At 62.5% G+C, this 17,578-nt stretch carries 18 protein-coding genes; 13 read left to right on the plus strand and 5 right to left on the minus strand.

Annotation, left to right across the window (positions count from 1 at the left end; genetic code table 11):
* The first annotated feature begins 43 nt into the window (after positions 1 to 43).
* From gshB to ptsP, 4 genes are all read left to right on the plus strand, one after another.
* Complete coding sequence (gene gshB, locus AC57B6_RS30340) at positions 44 to 1,000, plus strand: glutathione synthase (protein WP_028199028.1); 957 nt, start codon at positions 44 to 46, stop codon at positions 998 to 1,000.
* A gap of 352 nt (positions 1,001 to 1,352) precedes the next feature.
* Complete coding sequence (locus tag AC57B6_RS30345; RefSeq protein WP_028199029.1) at positions 1,353 to 1,841, plus strand: PTS sugar transporter subunit IIA; 489 nt, start codon at positions 1,353 to 1,355, stop codon at positions 1,839 to 1,841.
* Positions 1,842 to 1,947: 106 nt separating this feature from the next.
* Complete coding sequence (locus AC57B6_RS30350; protein WP_007179472.1) at positions 1,948 to 2,217, plus strand: HPr family phosphocarrier protein; 270 nt, start codon at positions 1,948 to 1,950, stop codon at positions 2,215 to 2,217.
* Between the two features lie 313 nt (positions 2,218 to 2,530).
* Positions 2,531 to 4,279 (plus strand): phosphoenolpyruvate--protein phosphotransferase, encoded by a 1,749-nt coding sequence (gene ptsP, locus AC57B6_RS30355; protein WP_028199030.1) that lies wholly within the window; start codon positions 2,531 to 2,533, stop codon positions 4,277 to 4,279.
* Positions 4,280 to 4,355: 76 nt separating this feature from the next.
* On the opposite strand, the gene AC57B6_RS30360 is transcribed toward ptsP, so the two are convergent.
* The 3 genes from AC57B6_RS30360 to gpmA form a co-directional block, all read right to left on the minus strand.
* Positions 4,356 to 5,114, minus strand: a complete 759-nt coding sequence (locus AC57B6_RS30360) for a HesA/MoeB/ThiF family protein (RefSeq protein WP_028199031.1) — start codon at positions 5,112 to 5,114, stop codon at positions 4,356 to 4,358.
* Positions 5,115 to 5,321: 207 nt separating this feature from the next.
* A complete protein-coding gene (locus AC57B6_RS30365; RefSeq protein WP_030099950.1) occupies positions 5,322 to 6,908 on the minus strand; it encodes a S41 family peptidase in 1,587 nt (528 codons plus the stop codon).
* Positions 6,909 to 7,185: 277 nt separating this feature from the next.
* The gene (gene gpmA, locus AC57B6_RS30370) at positions 7,186 to 7,932 is read right to left on the minus strand and encodes a 2,3-diphosphoglycerate-dependent phosphoglycerate mutase (protein WP_028199033.1); all 747 of its coding nucleotides are present in this window, start codon (positions 7,930 to 7,932) and stop codon (positions 7,186 to 7,188) included.
* 137 nt (positions 7,933 to 8,069) lie between these two features.
* Here gpmA and AC57B6_RS30375 point away from each other — a divergent pair, with 137 nt between their 5' ends.
* The 5 genes from AC57B6_RS30375 (at position 8,070) to AC57B6_RS30395 (ending at position 11,052) form a co-directional block, all read left to right on the plus strand.
* Positions 8,070 to 8,495, plus strand: a complete 426-nt coding sequence (locus tag AC57B6_RS30375; protein ID WP_106352138.1) for a rhodanese-like domain-containing protein — start codon at positions 8,070 to 8,072, stop codon at positions 8,493 to 8,495.
* On the plus strand, positions 8,492 to 8,752 hold the full coding sequence (gene grxC, locus AC57B6_RS30380; RefSeq protein ID WP_028199035.1) for a glutaredoxin 3: 261 nt from the start codon (positions 8,492 to 8,494) through the stop codon (positions 8,750 to 8,752). The genes AC57B6_RS30375 and grxC overlap by 4 nt, the downstream gene beginning before the upstream one ends.
* 165 nt (positions 8,753 to 8,917) lie before the next feature.
* A complete protein-coding gene (gene secB, locus AC57B6_RS30385) occupies positions 8,918 to 9,388 on the plus strand; it encodes a protein-export chaperone SecB (RefSeq protein ID WP_028199036.1) in 471 nt (156 codons plus the stop codon).
* Positions 9,389 to 9,409: 21 nt separating this feature from the next.
* The gene (locus AC57B6_RS30390) at positions 9,410 to 10,408 is read left to right on the plus strand and encodes an NAD(P)H-dependent glycerol-3-phosphate dehydrogenase (protein ID WP_028199037.1); all 999 of its coding nucleotides are present in this window, start codon (positions 9,410 to 9,412) and stop codon (positions 10,406 to 10,408) included.
* A gap of 95 nt (positions 10,409 to 10,503) precedes the next feature.
* The gene (locus AC57B6_RS30395; RefSeq protein WP_496422718.1) at positions 10,504 to 11,052 is read left to right on the plus strand and encodes an O-acetyl-ADP-ribose deacetylase; all 549 of its coding nucleotides are present in this window, start codon (positions 10,504 to 10,506) and stop codon (positions 11,050 to 11,052) included.
* Here AC57B6_RS30395 and trmL read toward each other — a convergent pair.
* Positions 11,025 to 11,495, minus strand: a complete 471-nt coding sequence (trmL, locus tag AC57B6_RS30400) for a tRNA (uridine(34)/cytosine(34)/5-carboxymethylaminomethyluridine(34)-2'-O)-methyltransferase TrmL (protein ID WP_028199039.1) — start codon at positions 11,493 to 11,495, stop codon at positions 11,025 to 11,027. The two genes, AC57B6_RS30395 and trmL, sit on opposite strands and share 28 nt — an antisense overlap.
* Before the next feature lie 18 nt (positions 11,496 to 11,513).
* Positions 11,514 to 12,308, minus strand: coding sequence for a ComF family protein (locus AC57B6_RS30405; RefSeq protein WP_496422719.1), 795 nt, complete (start codon positions 12,306 to 12,308; stop codon positions 11,514 to 11,516).
* Between the two features lie 84 nt (positions 12,309 to 12,392).
* Between AC57B6_RS30405 and AC57B6_RS30410 the strand changes: the two genes are divergently transcribed.
* From AC57B6_RS30410 to ctaD, 4 genes are all read left to right on the plus strand, one after another.
* The gene (locus AC57B6_RS30410) at positions 12,393 to 13,358 is read left to right on the plus strand and encodes a methyltransferase domain-containing protein (protein ID WP_183802900.1); all 966 of its coding nucleotides are present in this window, start codon (positions 12,393 to 12,395) and stop codon (positions 13,356 to 13,358) included.
* A 312-nt stretch (positions 13,359 to 13,670) separates the two neighbouring features.
* On the plus strand, positions 13,671 to 14,144 hold the full coding sequence (locus AC57B6_RS30415; protein WP_030099944.1) for a DUF2244 domain-containing protein: 474 nt from the start codon (positions 13,671 to 13,673) through the stop codon (positions 14,142 to 14,144).
* Between the two features lie 66 nt (positions 14,145 to 14,210).
* Entirely contained in the window at positions 14,211 to 15,827 is a 1,617-nt protein-coding gene (gene coxB, locus AC57B6_RS30420) for a cytochrome c oxidase subunit II (RefSeq protein ID WP_028199043.1), read from the plus strand.
* A gap of 44 nt (positions 15,828 to 15,871) precedes the next feature.
* Positions 15,872 to 17,485, plus strand: a complete 1,614-nt coding sequence (ctaD, locus tag AC57B6_RS30425) for a cytochrome c oxidase subunit I (RefSeq protein ID WP_028199044.1) — start codon at positions 15,872 to 15,874, stop codon at positions 17,483 to 17,485.
* Positions 17,486 to 17,578 lie beyond the last annotated feature (93 nt).

Raw genomic sequence — 17,578 nt, forward strand, 5'->3', positions numbered from 1 at the left:
ATTGACGATCAATGCCAAGCCCTAAGGGCGCACCGGAATCCTCATGGACATTCTTTTCATCGCCGATCCGCTCACGCAGTTCAAGATCTACAAAGACTCGACCTACGCGATGATGGCCGAGGCCGCGCGTCGTGGCCACACGCTTTACACCTGCGAGCCGAAGCATCTGGCGTGGACTGGCGGCGACGTCGAGGCGAACGTGCAGCGCTTTGCGATCGTCGGCGACGTAACGGACCTGCATCGCGACACGTGGTACGCCGCCGAAGCAGCCGCGCCGCGTTCGCTGAAACAATTCAGCGCGGTGGTGATGCGTAAAGACCCGCCGTTCGATATGGAATACGTGACGTCGACCTGGCTGCTGGAAATGGCCGAGCGCGGCGGCGCGCGCATCTTCAACAAGCCGCAGGCGATTCGCGATCATTCGGAAAAACTGGCGATCGGCGAGTTCGCGCAGTTCGTGGCGCCGACTTTGGTGACGCGCGACGCCGCCCGCTTGCGCGCCTTCCATGAAGAACACGGCGACGTGATCCTGAAGCCGCTCGACGGCATGGGCGGCATGGGTGTGTTTCGCGTGAAGGCCGACGGCATGAATCTGGGCTCGATCATCGAGATGCTGAGCCACGACGGCGCGCGCTCGGTGATGGCGCAAAAGTTCATCCCCGAAATCAAGGAAGGCGACAAGCGCATTCTGCTGATCGGCGGTGAAGCGGTGCCGTTTTCGCTCGCGCGGATTCCTCAGGGTAATGAGGTTCGCGGCAATCTGGCGGCCGGCGGACTGGGCGTGGCGCGACCGCTCACTGAGCACGACCGCAAGATCGCCGACACGCTCGCGCCGGTGCTAGCCGCGCGCGGTCTGCTGCTGGTCGGGCTGGACGCGATCGGCGACTGGCTTACCGAGGTGAACGTGACGAGCCCGACATGTTTCCGCGAGATCATGGATCAGACCGGCTTCGACGTCGCGGCGATGTTCATCGACGCTCTGGAGCGCGCGGCGGCTTGATGCACAAAGGAGGCGCAACTGAGGCGCAACCCTTGAATGGCCGCCATGGCCCCCAAACTGTGTAGTAAATCCGCATCAAGCAAGACGCCGGCTTTGGCGCGAAAATGGGCCTGATACAATGCCCGCTCTCCCGCGCCAAGCCGCATCGAGGGCGTCTGCGAGGCGCTGCGGGCATGGATTGCGGACTGTAGGCGAGTTGTTTGCCGCCAACGCCGTCGCGGTATCGGGCGACGCGGGCCGCTCGTCAGATAGTGCGTTCCGGCGCTCCCGACCCACGGCCGGTCGAGGGTGCTTACGAACCGGGTTTCGTCCCGGTCCACGGTTCGGGCCGATCTTTTGCAGTAAGGCTGACATGGCAGGCATTCTGATCATTGCGCACGCTCCGTTCGCCACCGCGTTGCGCGATTGTATTTCGCACATTTACGGTGGCTTGCCGGCGCGTATCGGTGTGATCGACGTATCGCCGGATTGCGATCCGGCACAGCAGGTTGCATTCGCGCATTCGGAGATCGAGCGGCTCAAGGAAGAAAACGGCGCGCTCGTCCTCACCGACATGTTTGGCGCCACGCCGGCGAATATCGCCGGGCGGCTCGCCTCGGTGCCGAACGTGCGCGTGCTGTGCGGCGTCAATCTGCCGATGCTGGTGCGCGCGGTCTGTTATCGCGCAACGCCGCTCGACACGCTGGTCGACAAGGCGCTCGCCGGAGCCACCAAGGGCGTGCACGCAATCGGACCTGCCACGCCGGCACCGGTTGCGCCTCCCGCGGGATCCGGCGACTGTTTGCCCGCGTTGCCACCCGAGGCCGACCTGACCCAGAAAGTGGGCTCGACCGGGTTGTAAGCGGACCGTACGGTTTTAGACGATTGCGGTCGGGCTGCGGCCCGATTGCGGCTGGTTTGCAGTTTCACCTTTCACCACAACATTCACCCGCGCTTCGGACCATCACATGCTGCAACAGGAAACGACTATTGTGAACAAGCTGGGGCTGCACGCGCGCGCGTCGGCCAAGTTGACGCAACTCGCGGGCAACTACCAGGCTGAAATCTGGATGAGCCGCAATGGCCGCCGCATCAACGCCAAGAGCATCATGGGTGTGATGATGCTGGCCGCGGGTATAGGCAGTACGGTGCTGATCGAAACCGAGGGCGCCGACGAAAAAGAGGCAATGGACGCATTGCTGAAACTGATTGCCGATAAATTTGGCGAAGGTCAGTGAATTCGCGCGTTCTTGTTGCCTGAAGCAAAATGCCGCGGCTGTCCGCGGCATTTTTTTTAGCGCGAGACAATCGTGCAAGAGTAGTGCACGAGCGGTTCGAAGGCGTGAGCCGATAGTGCCGGCGGCGCGTTGGGGAGCGTTGCCCGAACGCAGGGCCAATGAGGCCGCATTCTCGTGGCCGCTTACGGTATTTCGTGCTGCGCTGCACACAGCCCCGGCGTACTTGCAAAGGGTGCGGAATTTATAATGACAATGAGAGTCTGAGAGCATTGCAGCGGTTTGCCGCGGCATCACACAACTAGAGGAGGTGCGCGTGTCATTCACGCTGCATGGAATTCCCGTGTCACGCGGTATCGCCATCGGGCGGGCTTATCTGATCGCCCCGGCTGCACTTGACGTAGACCACTATTTGATCGAACCCGCTCAGATCGAGGGCGAGATCGAGCGTTTTCGCACGGCCCAACAACAGGTGCATCAAGAGCTCGACACGTTGCGTGCCGATCTTGCCGCGGATGCGCCGAGCGAAATGGGCGCGTTCATCAACGTTCATTCAATGATCCTGAACGATGCGATGCTCGTGCAGGAAACCATCGACCTGATCCGTACGCGCCGCTACAACGTCGAATGGGCGCTGACGGAACAACTCGAGCGCCTGTCGCGCCATTTCGACGATATCGAAGACGAATACCTGCGTGAGCGCAAAGCCGACATCGAACAGGTGGTGGAGCGCGTGCTGAAGGCGCTTGCCGGCGCGACGGGGGCGCTGGTGGACGGCGTGCACGGTACCTGTGACGAGATGATTGTGGTCGCGCACGACATCGCGCCGGCCGATATGATGCAATTCAAGACGCAAACGTTTCAGGGTTTCGTCACCGATCTGGGCGGACGGACCTCGCATACGGCGATCGTCGCGCGCAGTCTCGGCATTCCGGCCGCGGTCGGCGTGCAGCATGCGAGCGCGCTGATCCGGCAGGACGACCTGATCATTGTCGACGGCGATCACGGCATCGTGATCGTCGATCCAGCGCCGATCGTGCTCGAAGAGTATTCATATCGGCAGAGCGAAAAGGCGCTTGAGCAGCGCAAGCTGCAACGGCTGAAGTTCTCGCCCACGCAGACATTGTGCGGCACGCGTATCGAACTGTGCGCGAACATCGAATTGCCCGAGGACGCACGCGCCGCGGTCGATTCCGGCGCGACCGGCGTCGGTCTGTTCCGCACCGAGTTTCTGTTCATGAATCACAAGCACCACATGCCGGAAGAGGAGGAGCAGTTTGCAGCCTACCGGCGCGCGGTCGAACTGATGAACGGTTTGCCGGTAACGATCCGTACGATCGACGTCGGCGCCGACAAGCCACTCGATTCGATGGCCGGCGGCGACGGCTACGAAACCGCACCGAATCCTGCTTTGGGGCTCAGAGCGATTCGCTGGAGCCTCTCCGAGCCGCAGATGTTCCTGACGCAGTTGCGCGCGATTCTGCGCGCGTCGGCGTTCGGCAAGGTGAAGATTCTGATTCCGATGCTCGCGCATGCGCAGGAGATCGATCAGACGCTCGATCTGATTCGCGAAGCCAAGCGGCAGCTTGACGATGCCGGTATCGCCTACGATCCGAACGTGCAGGTCGGCGCGATGATCGAGATTCCGGCTGCCGCGATTGCGTTGCCGCTGTTTCTCAAGCGGCTGGATTTCCTGTCGATCGGCACGAACGATCTGATCCAGTACACGTTGGCGATCGATCGCGCGGATAACTCGGTCGCGCATTTATACGACCCGCTGCATCCGGCGGTGCTGCATCTGATCGCCTTTACGCTGCGTGAGGCGAAGCGGGCCGGTGTGCCGGTGTCAGTGTGCGGCGAGATGGCGGGCGATCCGGCTTTGACGCGTCTGCTGCTCGGCATGGGCCTCACCGAATTTTCGATGCATCCTAGCCAGTTGCTGGTGGTCAAGCAGGAAGTTCTGCGCTCGCATCTGAAGACGCTCGAGAAGCCGGTGGCCGACGTGCTGGCTTCGTTCGAACCGGAAGAGGTGCAGGCTGCGCTCAAGCGGGTGGTGCTCGCCTGACACTGAAAACTGCTCCGGTTCTTAAACGGAAAACGCCGCACATGTGCGGCGTTTTTTATTCGGGTCTCGTTCGGACTCAAACTCGATGTCGTTGCCCGCATACCGGGCAATCCGGCTGGCGCGCAATGCGCATTGTGTTCCACTCCATTCGCAGTGAATCAAGCATCGTGAGGCGGCCCACTAGCGGCGTGCCGATTGCGCCGATCACCTTTAGCGCTTCAGCGGCCTGCATTGAGCCGATGATGCCGACCGTGGGCGCGAACACGCCCATGGTCGAGCACGCGACTTCCTCGAACGGCTGATCTTCGGGGAACACGCACGCATAGCAGGGCGACGTTTCGTCGCGGAAATCGAACGTGCTGATCTGGCCGTCGAAGCGCAACGCCGCACCCGACACCAGCGGCACGCCGTGTTTCACGCAGGCCCGGTTGATCGCGTGGCGGGTCGCGAAGTTGTCGGTGCAATCCAGCACGACGGTGGCGTGCGGCACCTCGCGATCGAGCCACGCATCGTCGACCCGTTCGGCGACCGCGTTCACCACCACCTCGGGATTGATCTGGGCGATCGCGTCGCGTCCGGACTCCACCTTCTTGCGCCCGACCGACGCGCTCACGTGCAGAATCTGCCGTTGCAGATTGGTCAGGTCGACCGTATCGGCATCGACCAGCGTCAGGCGGCCGACGCCTGCCGCCGCCAGATACATCGCTGCAGGCGAGCCCAGACCGCCCGCACCGACGATGATCGCGTGCGCGTCGATAAAGCGCTGCTGCGCCTCGATGCCGATTTCGTCGACGAGGATATGGCGGGAATAGCGGAGGAGTTGATCGTCGTTCATGGCGGGGCGCGTGGAGTGTCGCGCAATGAAAAGCAGGGCCGGTGGCCTGCCATGCGCGTTTTCGTTATTTTAATCGCGCGAGGGAGTGGGTGTTCGTGCTGGTGCTGGGGTTGGGTATTGCGCTACGTATTGCGATGCATACGCCAGCGTCCACCGCGACGTGCCCTTGCAGCCGGACAGGCTGCAAGGGCACGCTGGATTCACTGCTTAATTGCTTTGCGTAGCAGGCGCGGAGGCCGGGACCGGGCCCGAAGCGCCCGGCACCGGTTGCGTCGGCTTCACCGCGACCGGCGCGGACGCCGACGCTGCCGGCTTGTTCTGCGCCAGACGCCGCTCGGTCAGCGACTTCGATTCCTGCACCGGCTTGCCTTCCAGCTTGTTCAGTGCCTGTTGCAGCATGAAGTCGTCAGCCGAACCGAACTCGACCGGCTTGCGCTCACGATCCTTCTGACGCTGTTCCGGCGTCTTCTTGTCGTTCTGCTCTTCAAGCTGGCGCAGTTGGTCCATGCGCTCCTGTTCGCGCTGTTCCGCTTCCTTCTTCTCGTTCGGATCCTGCGTGTTCGCAAGGTGGTTCGAGTAGTCGACTTCGCGGGTAACGAGCGCGTCGTCCGGATCGCCTTCCGCGTACTGATCGACCGCGATGTCAGGACGGATGCCCTTGTTCTGGATCGAACGGCCGCTCGGCGTGTAGTAGTACGCCGTGGTCAGACGCAGGGCCGTATCGGCCGTCATCGGGCGGACGGTTTGCACCGAACCCTTGCCGAACGTGGTCTTGCCGACGATCAGCGCACGATGCTGATCCTGCAGCGCGCCCGCGACGATTTCCGAAGCCGACGCCGAGTAGGCGTTGGTCAGCACGATCATCGGCACGGTCTTGAAGATCGGTGCTTCGTCTTTCAGCGGATCGCTGTCGAACGATTGCAGGCGGTAGTTATCGTACGTGTCGCGATAGACCTGCTTCGAATCCGGAATCTGGCCGTTGGTGGACACCACCACCGAGTTCGGTGGCAGGAACGCGCCGGCTACGCCAACCGCGCTTTGCAGCAGACCGCCGCCGTTATTGCGCAGATCGAGCACGAGACCCTTCAGATTCGGCTGTTGACGGGCGATGTCCTGCAGTTTCGCGGCCAGATCAGGCGTGGTGCGTTCCTGGAAGCTGGTGATGCGGATATATGCGTAGCCCGGCGCCAGGATCTTCATCTTGACCGACTGAACCTTGATGATCGCGCGCGTTACCGTGAGCGGGAACGTGCGGTCGTCGGTCTTGCGGAAGATGGTCAGCGTCACCTTGGTGCCCGGATCGCCGCGCATCTGCTTGACGGCCTGGTCGAGCGTCATGCCGCGCACAGGTTTGTCGTTGATGCGGGTGATCAGGTCGCCCGGACGGATACCGGCGCGGAAGGCAGGCGTGTCTTCAATCGGCGAGATCACCTTGATCAGGCCGTCTTCGGACGAAATTTCGATGCCGAGACCCGCGAAGCGACCCTTGGTCTGCTCCTGCAGTTCTTCGTAATCGGTCTTGTCGAGATACGACGAGTGCGGGTCGAGGCTCGATACCATGCCCTTGATGGCGGCGGTGAGGAGCTTCTTGTCGTCGACCGGTTCGACGTATTCATGCTTGATTTGCCCGAAAACTTCGGCAAACAGCCTGAGTTGGTCCAGTGGCAGCGGTGCAACGGCGCTCGAGGCGGCGCTGGCGGGTTGCTGGGCCGAGGCGGAGAGTTGCAGGGTGGCGAATACGCCGGTAGCAAGGCCCGCGGCAATCAGGCCGATATTTTTCAGGTTCTTTCGCATAGAGTCTGTTGCGGTCGGAAGCGCGTGGCAGCGTCGATAGAGATGGGGACGGACAAGTATAACTGCACACTCGCCCAGTCAGGGCGCAGCACAGGCTATCGTGATTCGACAGCCCGGGTCAGACCTGGTTCGTGAGAGATGCGCTGCGATGATGAAGTAATGTGCGGTAACAGGAAGATGGCAGCCAGATGGCGCGCGAGCCATATGGGCGGCGCCCCCGCCCATCTTCGGCAACCCCGCGGCATTTTTTGCCACAGGGTTGTGGCTCGAGCCAGGCTTAGCCCGCTTTGCCTTGCTTGGCCACGGCGGCTTGCGCCTTGGCGATCGCGTCCTGGTCGCCCAGATAGTAGTGCTTGATCGGCTTCAGGTTTTCGTCGAGTTCATAGACGAGCGGCACGCCGTTCGGAATGTTCAGGCCGACGATGTCTTCGTCCGAAATGTTGTCGAGGTACTTCACCATGGCGCGGATCGAGTTGCCGTGCGCGGCGATCACGACTTTGCGGCCCGACTTGATGGCCGGCGCAATCGACTCGTTCCACAACGGCAAAACGCGCGCGACGGTGTCTTTCAGGCACTCGGTGAGCGGCAGTTGTTCGCGCGGCACCTTGGCGTAGCGCGGGTCGTTGTAGGGCGCGCGTTCGTCTGTCGGTTCCAGCGCCGGCGGCGGCGTATCGTAGCTGCGGCGCCAGACCAGCACCTGTTCGTCGCCGAATTTCGCGGCGGTTTCCGCCTTGTTCAGGCCCGATAGCGCACCGTAGTGGCGTTCGTTCAGGCGCCACGAATGCACGACCGGCAGATACATCAGGTCCATCTGATCCTGCACGTGCCACAAGGTGCGGATCGCGCGCTTGAGCACCGAGGTGTAGGCGATATCGAACGTGTAGCCCGATTCCTTCAGCAGCACGCCCGCTTGCTGCGCTTCACGATTGCCCTGCTCGGTCAGGTCGACGTCGACCCAGCCCGTGAAGCGGTTTTCCTTGTTCCACGTCGATTCGCCGTGGCGGATGAGAACGAGTTTGTACATGAGATTGCCGGTCAGTAGTGAGGAAGCGGTAAAGCGTTGCGAGGGTCCTCTAAAGGAGCGCCGCCATCGCGTCAGACGGTTATTTTATAATGGCTGGATTGCCCTTTTCGATTTCTCTCTTTTTCGGCGGATTTTCCGTGAAGTTTTTCACTGATTACACAAACCTTGTACTGATCGCAATCGTCCTCATCTCCGGTGGGTTGCTGCTGTGGCCAACGATCAGCCGGCGTGGCCGCGGTGGCCTGTCGGCCGCCGAAGCGACCCAGCTGATCAACCGGCGCAATGCGGCTGTCATCGATCTGCGGTCGTCCGCCGAGTTTGCCAAGGGCCACCTGCCCGCGGCGCGGAATCTTGAATTTGCAGAGTTGCAGGCGAAAGTCGCGCAACTCGTGAAGAATAAGAACAACCCTGTATTGCTGGTGTGCCAGACCGGCCAGCAGTCGAACAAGGCAGCGCGTATCGTGCAGGATGCGGGATACGCCGAAGTCCATGTTCTCGACGGTGGTGTCGACGCCTGGCAGAAAGCCGGTATGCCGGTTGTGAAACAAGGAGCAGCCAAGTGAACAAAGTGATCATGTACAGCACGCAGGTGTGCCCGTATTGCCAGATGGCCGAACGTCTTTTAAAGTCGCGCGGCGTCGAGCACGTTGAAAAGGTACTGATCGACAAAGACCCGGCTCGTCGTGAAGAAATGATGACCCGGACCGGTCGCCGCACGGTGCCTCAGGTGTTCATCGGCGAGACGCATGTCGGCGGGTACGATGATCTGTCCGCGCTCGATCGCGCGGGCGGTTTGATGCCTCTGCTCGAAGCTGCCTGAACCAAGCTGTCCTACTCATGCGCCGGCCGGCGCGCGAGTGAGGCGGGTGAAATACAAGTCGGCGCATCGCCGGCCCTGCCAGGGCAGGCGATGCGCCGCAACGATCTGGCGGCCCGTGAAGCCACGGGCCGCCGCCACGCATACCTATCAGGGAATCACTCAATCATGTCCGACGAGAACAACCAGCCGTTTTTCAACATCCAGCGCATCTACCTGAAGGACATGTCGCTCGAGCAGCCGAATTCGCCGGGCATCTTCCTCGAGCAGGAAATGCCGTCGGTTGAAGTCGAAGTCGACGTGAAGGCCGAGCGCCTCGCCGACACCGTGTTCGAAATCCTCGTGACGGGCACGGTCACGGCCAAGGTGTCGGACAAGGTTGCGTTCCTGATCGAAGCCAAGCAAGCCGGCATTTTCGACATCCGCAACATTCCGGCCGAGCAGATCGACCCGCTGGTCGGCATCGCCTGCCCGACGATCCTGTTCCCGTACCTGCGCTCGAACATCGCCGACGCGATCACCCGTGCAGGCTTCCCGCCGATCCACCTCGCCGAGATCAACTTCCAGGCGCTGTACGAGCAACGTCTCGCGCAAATGGGCGGCCAGGAAGGCGCGGTGCAAAACGGCGTCACGCATTAACGCGTCCGTTCGGTGCCGGCTATGAAGGTTGCCGTCCTCGGCGCCGGTGCATGGGGCACAGCCCTCGCCGGCCATCTGGCCGCGCGGCACGACACGGTGCTGTGGGCGCGCGAACCCGCGCTCATCGCCGATCTCTCCGCTTCGCACGAAAACGCCCGCTATCTGGCGGGCGTTGCTTTGCCGCCGTCGCTTCGCTATGAAACGGATCTGAACGCCGCGCTCGACCACGCGCTTGCCGACGACGCGTTATGCGTCGTGGCAACACCGGTCGCCGGTCTGCGGGGTCTGTTCCGGGCGATGCACGACGCGGGCGAGGTGCCGGCGCATGTGGTGTGGTTGTGCAAAGGTTTCGAAGCCGACTCGCAGTTGTTGCCGCATCAGGTGGTTGCGGCTGAATTGCCGGGGCATGGCAGTAACGGCGTGCTGTCGGGGCCGAGTTTCGCGCGCGAAGTCGGGCAGGGCTTGCCGGTCGCGCTGACGATCGCGAGCACGTCGTTGACGTGCCGCGAACGCACGGTGGCGGCGTTCCATCACGGCGCCATGCGCATCTATACCGGCGACGACATCGTCGGCGTGGAGGTGGGCGGCGCGGTAAAGAACGTGCTGGCGATTGCCACGGGTATTGCCGATGGCCTCGGCCTCGGTCTCAATGCGCGTGCGGCGTTGATCACGCGTGGTCTCGCGGAAATGTCGCGTCTTGGCGTGACGCTCGGCGGACGGGCGGAGACGTTCACCGGTCTGACCGGGCTGGGCGATCTGATCCTGACTGCCACGGGCGATCTGTCGCGCAATCGCACAGTCGGCGTGCAACTCGCCGCGGGCCGTACGCTCGACGATATCCTCGGCGGATTGGGTCACGTGGCCGAAGGCGTGCGCTGTGCGCAAGCCGTGCTGGCGATTGCTCGCGCTCATGCGATCGAGATGCCGATTACGCAGGCAGTCTGCGCCGTGCTGTTCGACGGCGTAGCGCCCCGCGACGCCGTCAGCGCCCTGCTGCGGCGCGATTCGAAAGCAGAATAAGTCTTGTCTTTCAGCCGTTTGGCGCGAAAAGCGCTGAACGGCTGCCTGCTATCGCTGTCCACGTTTAATCGACGCTTCGGACCAGCGAGGTTCCCATGCCCAGTTTCAACCATTGCATACTGGAAGCGCGCCGGGTCGATATCACGACACTCGCGGTGGATGCGATCGTCAACGCTGCCAATACCTCGTTGCTAGGGGGCGGTGGCGTGGATGGCGCGATTCACCGCGCCGCCGGCAAGGAGTTGCTGCGCGAGTGCGAAACACTCGACGGCTGCGCGACCGGCGACGCGAAGGTCACCGGCGGCTACCGTTTGCCGGCCAAACATGTGATTCACGCAGTCGGCCCGGTGTGGCGCGGCGGCACGCATGGCGAGGCCGACCTTCTCGCCTCCTGCTACCAGCGCGCGCTCGAAGTGGCGCATCAGGCGCATTGCACCAGCATTGCGTTCCCCGCGATTAGTTGCGGCATCTACCATTTCCCCGCCGACGAGGCAGTGAAGATCGCCGTCGGCACCGTGCTTGAAACCTTGCCGCGCACGCCGAAAATCACGCGTGTGATATTCGCCTGCTTCGACGACGCCATGCTCGCGCTTTATGAAGCCGAATTGGCGCGCCTTCAGGCGCCGCCGTCGAAACCGGTCTGACGCCAGGCTTCGAACACGACCACGGCGACCGTATTCGAGAGGTTCAGGCTGCGGTTGCCCGGCCGCATCGGCAGACGCACGCGCTGCTCGTTGGCGAACTGGTCGAGCACCGTGTCAGGCAGGCCGCGCGTTTCGGCGCCGAACACGAACCAGTCGCCGGATTGAAACGCGTGCTCGTGAAACCGGCCCGAGCCCCGGGTAGTGAAGGCGAACATGCGCGCCGGATCGGGTGTTTCCTGGGCGATGAACGCGGCCCAATCGGCGTGCACATTCATCTGCGCGTACTCGTGGTAGTCGAGTCCGGCACGGCGCAATTTGGCGTCATCGAGCGGAAAGCCGAGCGGCTCGATCAGATGCAAACGCGCGCCGGTGTTGGCGCACAGGCGAATGACGTTGCCGGTGTTCGGCGGGATTTCCGGTTCGACGAGAACGACATTGAACATGGTGGCTTCAGGTAGAGACTAGTTTTTCGGCGTGCGCAACGCGACGAAGTTCGTAACGCGCCGCGCACCGGCTGTTTTGAGCGTGCGCGCCAAGGCTTCGAGGGTCGCGCCGGTCGTCATTACGTCATCGACGAGGCCGACATGCAGCCCCAGCACCGGCCCGGCGACTTTGAACGCGCGGCCCACGTTGAGCCGGCGTGCGTCGAGGTCGAGCCGTGATTGCGGCGCGGTGTGGATCACGCGATGAAGCAGGGTCGCGTCGCTGCGCACACGGAGCGCGCGGGCGAGGGGCCTGGCAATCTGCCAGGCCTGGTTGTAACCGCGTTCGGTCAGACGTTTGTCGGCCAGTGGCACGGGGGCAAGCACGTCGGGCCTCTCGGAAGTGTCGACCCAGCTATCCTCCGCGAGACGCGCAAGACGCAGCGCGAACTCGCGCGCCAGCATCAGCCGGGCGCGGAATTTCAGGCCAAGCGCCAGTGCATCCAGCGGCTGGCGGTAATCGGCGAGCGCGAGGGTCACCTCGAACGGCGGCGGCTCGCCGACGCAATCCGCACAACGATATCGTGCGTGAGCCGCCCAGCGCATTCCGGACAGAGGGACCGCGCATACCGTGCAACGCAACCTGCCTTCGTTCCAATAAGTCTCGTCACAACCGGCGCACAACGTCTTGTGCGACAAATTGCCGCACAATGCGCACAGGTTCGGCAGCACGGCGTGCACCATATGCGGCCATACCGATTGCAAGCCACGCGTGAATCTCGCAAAACGCCTGTTCGCAGCGCCGGGAGACAAGGAATTTTTTCGGAATGGCATGATTGGACCGCCCGCGAAGGCCTTTCACGCTGAATGGAAGGAAGCGAACGAGTATACTTCGTGCTCTACGCCAGTACGACACCCATGCCCCCAACTACGTCTCAATCTGGCCGTCCGGCCTATGATTCCCGGCGCCTCAGGCAGATTTTCGACCGCCGCGCGGCGAGCTTCGACAACGTGGCGTTCCTGCCGCGCGAAATCGCGCAGCGCATGCGCGAGCGCCTCGACTACATCAAGGTTGCGCCGGCGAGCGTGCTCGACGCCGGGTGCGGCGCGGGCGAAGACGTCCCCGCATTGCGCGAACGCTTCCCCGAGGCGCCGGTATTCGGCACCGACCTGTCGCACGGCATGCTCAGCCGCGCGCTGCGTCACGATTCCGGCGACACGAGCTGGCGGCGTTTTCTGCCGGCTACGCTCGGCAAGGCGCTCGGTGCCCGCGGCCCGCGTTTCGCGCAGGCTGACTTCTCGGCCCTCCCGTTCGCGGCCGGCGCCTTCGAATTCATCTGGTCCAATCTCGCCCTGCACTGGCACTCACGGCCCGATCTCGTGTTTCCCGAGTGGCAACGGGTGCTGAAAGTGAATGGCCTGCTGATGTTCAGCACGCTCGGCCCCGATTCGCTAAAGGAACTGCGTGGCGCTTACGCCGAGGTCGAGGCGGCGCACGGCGTGGCTTCGCGCAAGCATGTGATCGACTTTGTCGACATGCACGACCTTGGCGACATGCTGGTCGAGAGCGGTTTCGAGATTCCCGTGATGGACCAGGAAACGCTCACCATTACGTACAAGTCGCCCGAGTCGCTACTCGCGGACGTGCGCCGCTGGGGCGCCTATCCGTTCGAGCGCGAGGCCGGCTCGAATGCGGTCGCGCGTAGGCTGCACAAGGCTTTGCTGGCGGCGCTCGAGGCTCGCCGGCGGCCCGACGGCACGATTGCGCTGACCTTCGAGGTGATCTACGGACACGCCTGGAAAGCCGTGCCGCGTACCACGGCTGAAGGTCATGGGATCGTGCGGATCGAGGACATCGGACGAGGTTCGTCGAGGAACCGGTGAGGAATCAGCAAGGTGGTAAAGAGGACATCTGTTATGTCTGAAATTACCGCTTCAAAAGACGCGTGAAAGCTGCGTCAAAACGGCGCGGAGGCTTGTCGCACCTGGCTTGTGGGCCGATTGAGGCTTGCTTGTGGATGCTATGGATCGCGCCTATAATGCGTCAGTTTGTCGCCCGGAGTTCCCACATTTGGGGCGGCAGGCCCGAGGTACAGGGCTGCAATATGACGTGACGCGGAGTGGATGGAGGAGCCGTCCGGCGGTCGCGAGCAATGGCCGCAGGCGGCGATTGGAGAGGGTCGGCAGGAGGCAGCGATGGAAGCATCAGATCTGCTGGCGGATTCAGAACCGGTTCTCAAGGACTGGACGATGAAACGCAACTGTTCGATATCGCCGCGGCAGTTTGTATGTTTCTACGTATCGCTTGCGTTGTTCTCGTTGGCAATTGCTTTCATGCTGGTTCTGGTCGGCGCCTGGCTGGTGTTGCCGTTCACCGGTATCGAATTGCTGGCGGTGGGCATCGCGTTTGCCATATACGCGCGTCATGCTGTCGATTACGAGCGTGTCCGGCTGTTTAAGAACCGGCTCGTGATCGAGCAGGTCAGCGCCGAGCGGCTCACGCAGTTCGAATTCAATCCGCGCTGGGTGCGGATCGAACCGGGTGCAACGCCGCGTGACCAGATCAAACTGGTCTCGCGCGGCCAGACGATCATGATTGGGCAACATCTCGCGCAGTATCGGCGCGCGCAGTTCGCAGGCGAACTGCGTATGTGGCTCACGCGTTGTTAGACGTGTCGGGACGCGCGGCGTTCACGGGGAGCGTGAGACAGCCTTCCAGCGGGGTCGAGGGTTTGAATGGAAATTTTGGGTAAGGAAGCTATGAAAACAATCAAGCGAGCCCTCATGGGCGTGCTGGCGATGAGCGGACTGCTTTTCGCCGGTGCGGCCCTGGCAGTGGGCGATGTTCCGGGCGGCCCTGCCGTCAACGAGATCAATCTCCAGCCGCCTGCGACCAAAATCGCTGAGGAGCTCTTCAGCCTCCACATGTTCATGCTGGTTCTTTGCCTCGTGATCTTCGTCGGCGTGTTCGGCGTGATGTTCTATTCGATCTTTGCTCACCGCAAATCGAAAGGTCACAAGGCTTCGAATTTCCACGAAAGCACCACCGTCGAAATCATCTGGACGATTGTGCCGTTCATCATCGTCGTGCTGATGGCGCTCCCCGCCACCAAGACCGTCGTCGCGATGAAGGACACCACTAATGCCGACCTCACCATCAAGGTCACCGGCTATCAGTGGAAATGGGGTTACGACTACGTGAAGGGCCCGGGTGAAGGCATCAACTTCCTGTCCACGCTGGCTACGCCGCGTGCGGAAACCGACGGCCGTCAACCGATTTCCACCACGTATCTGCAGGAAGTCGACAATCCGCTCGTCGTCCCGGTCGACAAGAAAATCCGCATCATCACCACCGCGAACGACGTGGTCCACTCCTGGTACGTGCCGGCTTTCGGCGTGAAGCAGGATGCGATCCCGGGTTTCGTGCGCGACACGTGGTTCAAGGCTGACAAGACCGGCACGTTCCGCGGCTTCTGTACCGAACTGTGCGGCAAGGAACACGCGTTCATGCCGGTAGTGGTCGAGGTGCTGTCGGCGGACGACTACGCGAAGTGGGTCGGCGTGCAGAAGCAGAAAATGGCTGCGGGCCAGGACGATCCGAACAAGACCTACACGATGGCCGAGCTGATGGAGCGCGGCGGCAAGGTGTATACGGCGAACTGCGCGGTCTGCCACCAGCCGACCGGCAAGGGCGCAGGCGCGTTCCCGGCGCTGGACGGCAGCAAGATCGCCAACGGCCCGATCGCCGAGCACGTCAGCCTGGTGCTGAAGGGCAAGAACGCGATGCCTTCGTGGGCGCCGACGCTGAACGACGTCGAAATCGCGTCGGTCATCACGTACGAACGTAACTCGTGGGGCAACCACACCGGCGACATTCTCCAGCCGAAGCAGGTTGCTGACGCCCGTAACGGCAAGCTGCCGGAAGGCGGCAATCATCTGGCCGACGCAGGCGCGGCAGCGAGCGGTGCCGAAGCGGCTTCGGGCGCCTCGGGTGCCGAAGCGGCAGCGGCCGGTTCGGACAGCGCGGCAGCAACGGCCGCACTCCCGGCAAGCATCTACTTCGACACGGGCAAGAGCACGCTGCCGGCTGACGCGAAAGCGGCGGTCGACGCGGCCGCGGCCTATGCGAAGGCGCATCCGGACGCGAAGTTCACGCTGTCGGGCTTCACCGACGCCACCGGTTCTGCCGAAGTCAACGCGAAGCTTGCGAAGACCCGTGCCGAAGCCGTGCGCGACGCGCTGAAAGCAGCCGGCATTGCCGAAGATCACATTATTTTAAAGAAGCCGGAAACGATCACGGGCGGCAGCGATGCGAAAGAAGCCCGGCGTGTCCAGATCAGCCCGGCTGCCTGACGTGTTCATGGTCAGCACCGCAGTATTCGTATTAGGAGATTGTCATGTCTAGCATCGGACACGATGTAACCGCGGGCCACGAGCACGTGCACGGCGACCATGCCCACGAGACGCCGCATGGCTGGCGTCGGTGGCTGTTCGCAACCAATCACAAGGACATCGGTACGCTGTACCTGATCTTCTCGTTCACCATGTTCCTCTCCGGGGGCGTGATGGCGCTGATGATCCGTGCCGAACTGTTCGAGCCGGGTCTGCAGATCATGCGCCCCGAGTTCTTCAACCAGTTGACCACCATGCACGGCCTGATCATGGTGTTCGGCGCGATCATGCCGGCCTTCGTCGGCTTCGCGAACTGGATGGTGCCGCTGCAGATCGGCGCATCGGACATGGCTTTCGCGCGGATGAACAACTTCAGCTTCTGGCTTCTGCCGGTGGCTGCGGTGTTGCTGGTCGGTTCGTTCTTCGCCCCGGGCGGCGCGACCGCCGCGGGCTGGACGCTGTACGCGCCGTTGTCGACGCAGATGGGCCCGGGCATGGACTTCGCGATTTTCGCGGTCCACTTGATGGGTGCCTCGTCGATCATGGGCGGGATCAACATCGTCGTGACGATCCTGAACATGCGCGCGCCTGGCCTCACGCTGATGAAGATGCCGATGTTCGTCTGGACGTGGCTGATCACCGCGTACCTGCTGATCGCCGTGATGCCGGTTCTGGCGGGCGCGATCACCATGGTGCTGTTCGATCGCCACTTCGGCACGTCGTTCTTCAACGCGGCAGGCGGCGGCGACCCGGTGATGTACCAGCATATTTTCTGGTTCTTCGGGCACCCCGAGGTGTACATCATGATCTTGCCGGCGTTCGGGATCGTGTCGCAGGTGATCCCGGCGTTCTCGCGCAAGCCGCTGTTCGGGTATAGCTCGATGGTGTACGCAACCTCGTCGATCGCGATTCTGTCGTTCATGGTCTGGGCGCACCACATGTTCGCGACCGGCATGCCGGTGACGGGTCAGCTGTTCTTCATGTACGCGACGATGCTGATCGCCGTGCCGACGGGCGTGAAGGTGTTCAACTGGGTCGCGACGATGTGGCGCGGTTCGCTGTCCTTCGAAACGCCGATGCTGTTCGCGGTGGGCTTCCTGATCGTGTTCACGTTCGGCGGCCTGTCGGGACTGATGCTCGCAATGGCGCCGCTGGATATCCAGTACCACGGGACTTATTTCGTGGTGGCCCACTTCCACTATGTGCTCGTTGCGGGTTCACTCTTCGCGCTGTTCTCAGGGTGGTACTACTGGGCGCCGAAGTGGACCGGCTGGATGTACAACGAAACGCGCGGCAAGATCCACTTCTGGGCGTCGATGTTCTTCTTCAACCTCGCGTTCCTGCCGATGCACTTCGTTGGCCTCGCAGGTATGCCGCGTCGTTATGCCGACTACCCGGCACAGTTCACGGACTGGAACCAGGTGATTTCGATCGGTGCTTTCGGCTTCGGTCTGGCACAGGTCTACTTCCTGTTCGCGGTTGCATTGCCGGCCTATCGTGGCGGCGGTGAACTCGAAAAGGCTGGCGACAAGCCGTGGGATGGCGCAACGGGCCTCGAATGGACCGTGCCGAGTCCGGCTCCTTTCCACACGTTCGAACACCCGCCGACCGTCGAGTAATTGGCGTTCAGCGAGCTTGCCGGATCGGGCGGCGGTGGTAAGCCGCTACCCGAACCGGGCAGCCACGCGAACAACGGCGGCACCCTGTAGTCA

Source organism: Paraburkholderia sp. BGA-UO-ETr-F12, assembly GCF_059567945.1.

What these genes read in the sequence shown, in the direction of transcription:
- AC57B6_RS30395 (WP_496422718.1), top strand. Translation starts at nt 10,504, where the DNA reads ATGCCCAGTTTCAACCATTGCATACTGGAAGCGCGCCGGGTCGATATC.
- ctaD (WP_028199044.1), top strand. Translation starts at nt 15,872, where the DNA reads ATGTCTAGCATCGGACACGATGTAACCGCGGGCCACGAGCACGTGCAC.
- secB (WP_028199036.1), top strand. Translation starts at nt 8,918, where the DNA reads ATGTCCGACGAGAACAACCAGCCGTTTTTCAACATCCAGCGCATCTAC.
- AC57B6_RS30390 (WP_028199037.1), top strand. Translation starts at nt 9,410, where the DNA reads ATGAAGGTTGCCGTCCTCGGCGCCGGTGCATGGGGCACAGCCCTCGCC.
- AC57B6_RS30405 (WP_496422719.1), bottom strand. Translation starts at nt 12,308, where the DNA reads ATGCCATTCCGAAAAAATTCCTTGTCTCCCGGCGCTGCGAACAGGCGT.
- gshB (WP_028199028.1), top strand. Translation starts at nt 44, where the DNA reads ATGGACATTCTTTTCATCGCCGATCCGCTCACGCAGTTCAAGATCTAC.
- coxB (WP_028199043.1), top strand. Translation starts at nt 14,211, where the DNA reads ATGGAAATTTTGGGTAAGGAAGCTATGAAAACAATCAAGCGAGCCCTC.
- trmL (WP_028199039.1), bottom strand. Translation starts at nt 11,495, where the DNA reads ATGTTCAATGTCGTTCTCGTCGAACCGGAAATCCCGCCGAACACCGGC.
- AC57B6_RS30350 (WP_007179472.1), top strand. Translation starts at nt 1,948, where the DNA reads ATGCTGCAACAGGAAACGACTATTGTGAACAAGCTGGGGCTGCACGCG.
- AC57B6_RS30410 (WP_183802900.1), top strand. Translation starts at nt 12,393, where the DNA reads ATGCCCCCAACTACGTCTCAATCTGGCCGTCCGGCCTATGATTCCCGG.
- AC57B6_RS30345 (WP_028199029.1), top strand. Translation starts at nt 1,353, where the DNA reads ATGGCAGGCATTCTGATCATTGCGCACGCTCCGTTCGCCACCGCGTTG.
- AC57B6_RS30415 (WP_030099944.1), top strand. Translation starts at nt 13,671, where the DNA reads ATGGAAGCATCAGATCTGCTGGCGGATTCAGAACCGGTTCTCAAGGAC.
- AC57B6_RS30360 (WP_028199031.1), bottom strand. Translation starts at nt 5,114, where the DNA reads ATGAACGACGATCAACTCCTCCGCTATTCCCGCCATATCCTCGTCGAC.
- gpmA (WP_028199033.1), bottom strand. Translation starts at nt 7,932, where the DNA reads ATGTACAAACTCGTTCTCATCCGCCACGGCGAATCGACGTGGAACAAG.
- AC57B6_RS30365 (WP_030099950.1), bottom strand. Translation starts at nt 6,908, where the DNA reads ATGCGAAAGAACCTGAAAAATATCGGCCTGATTGCCGCGGGCCTTGCT.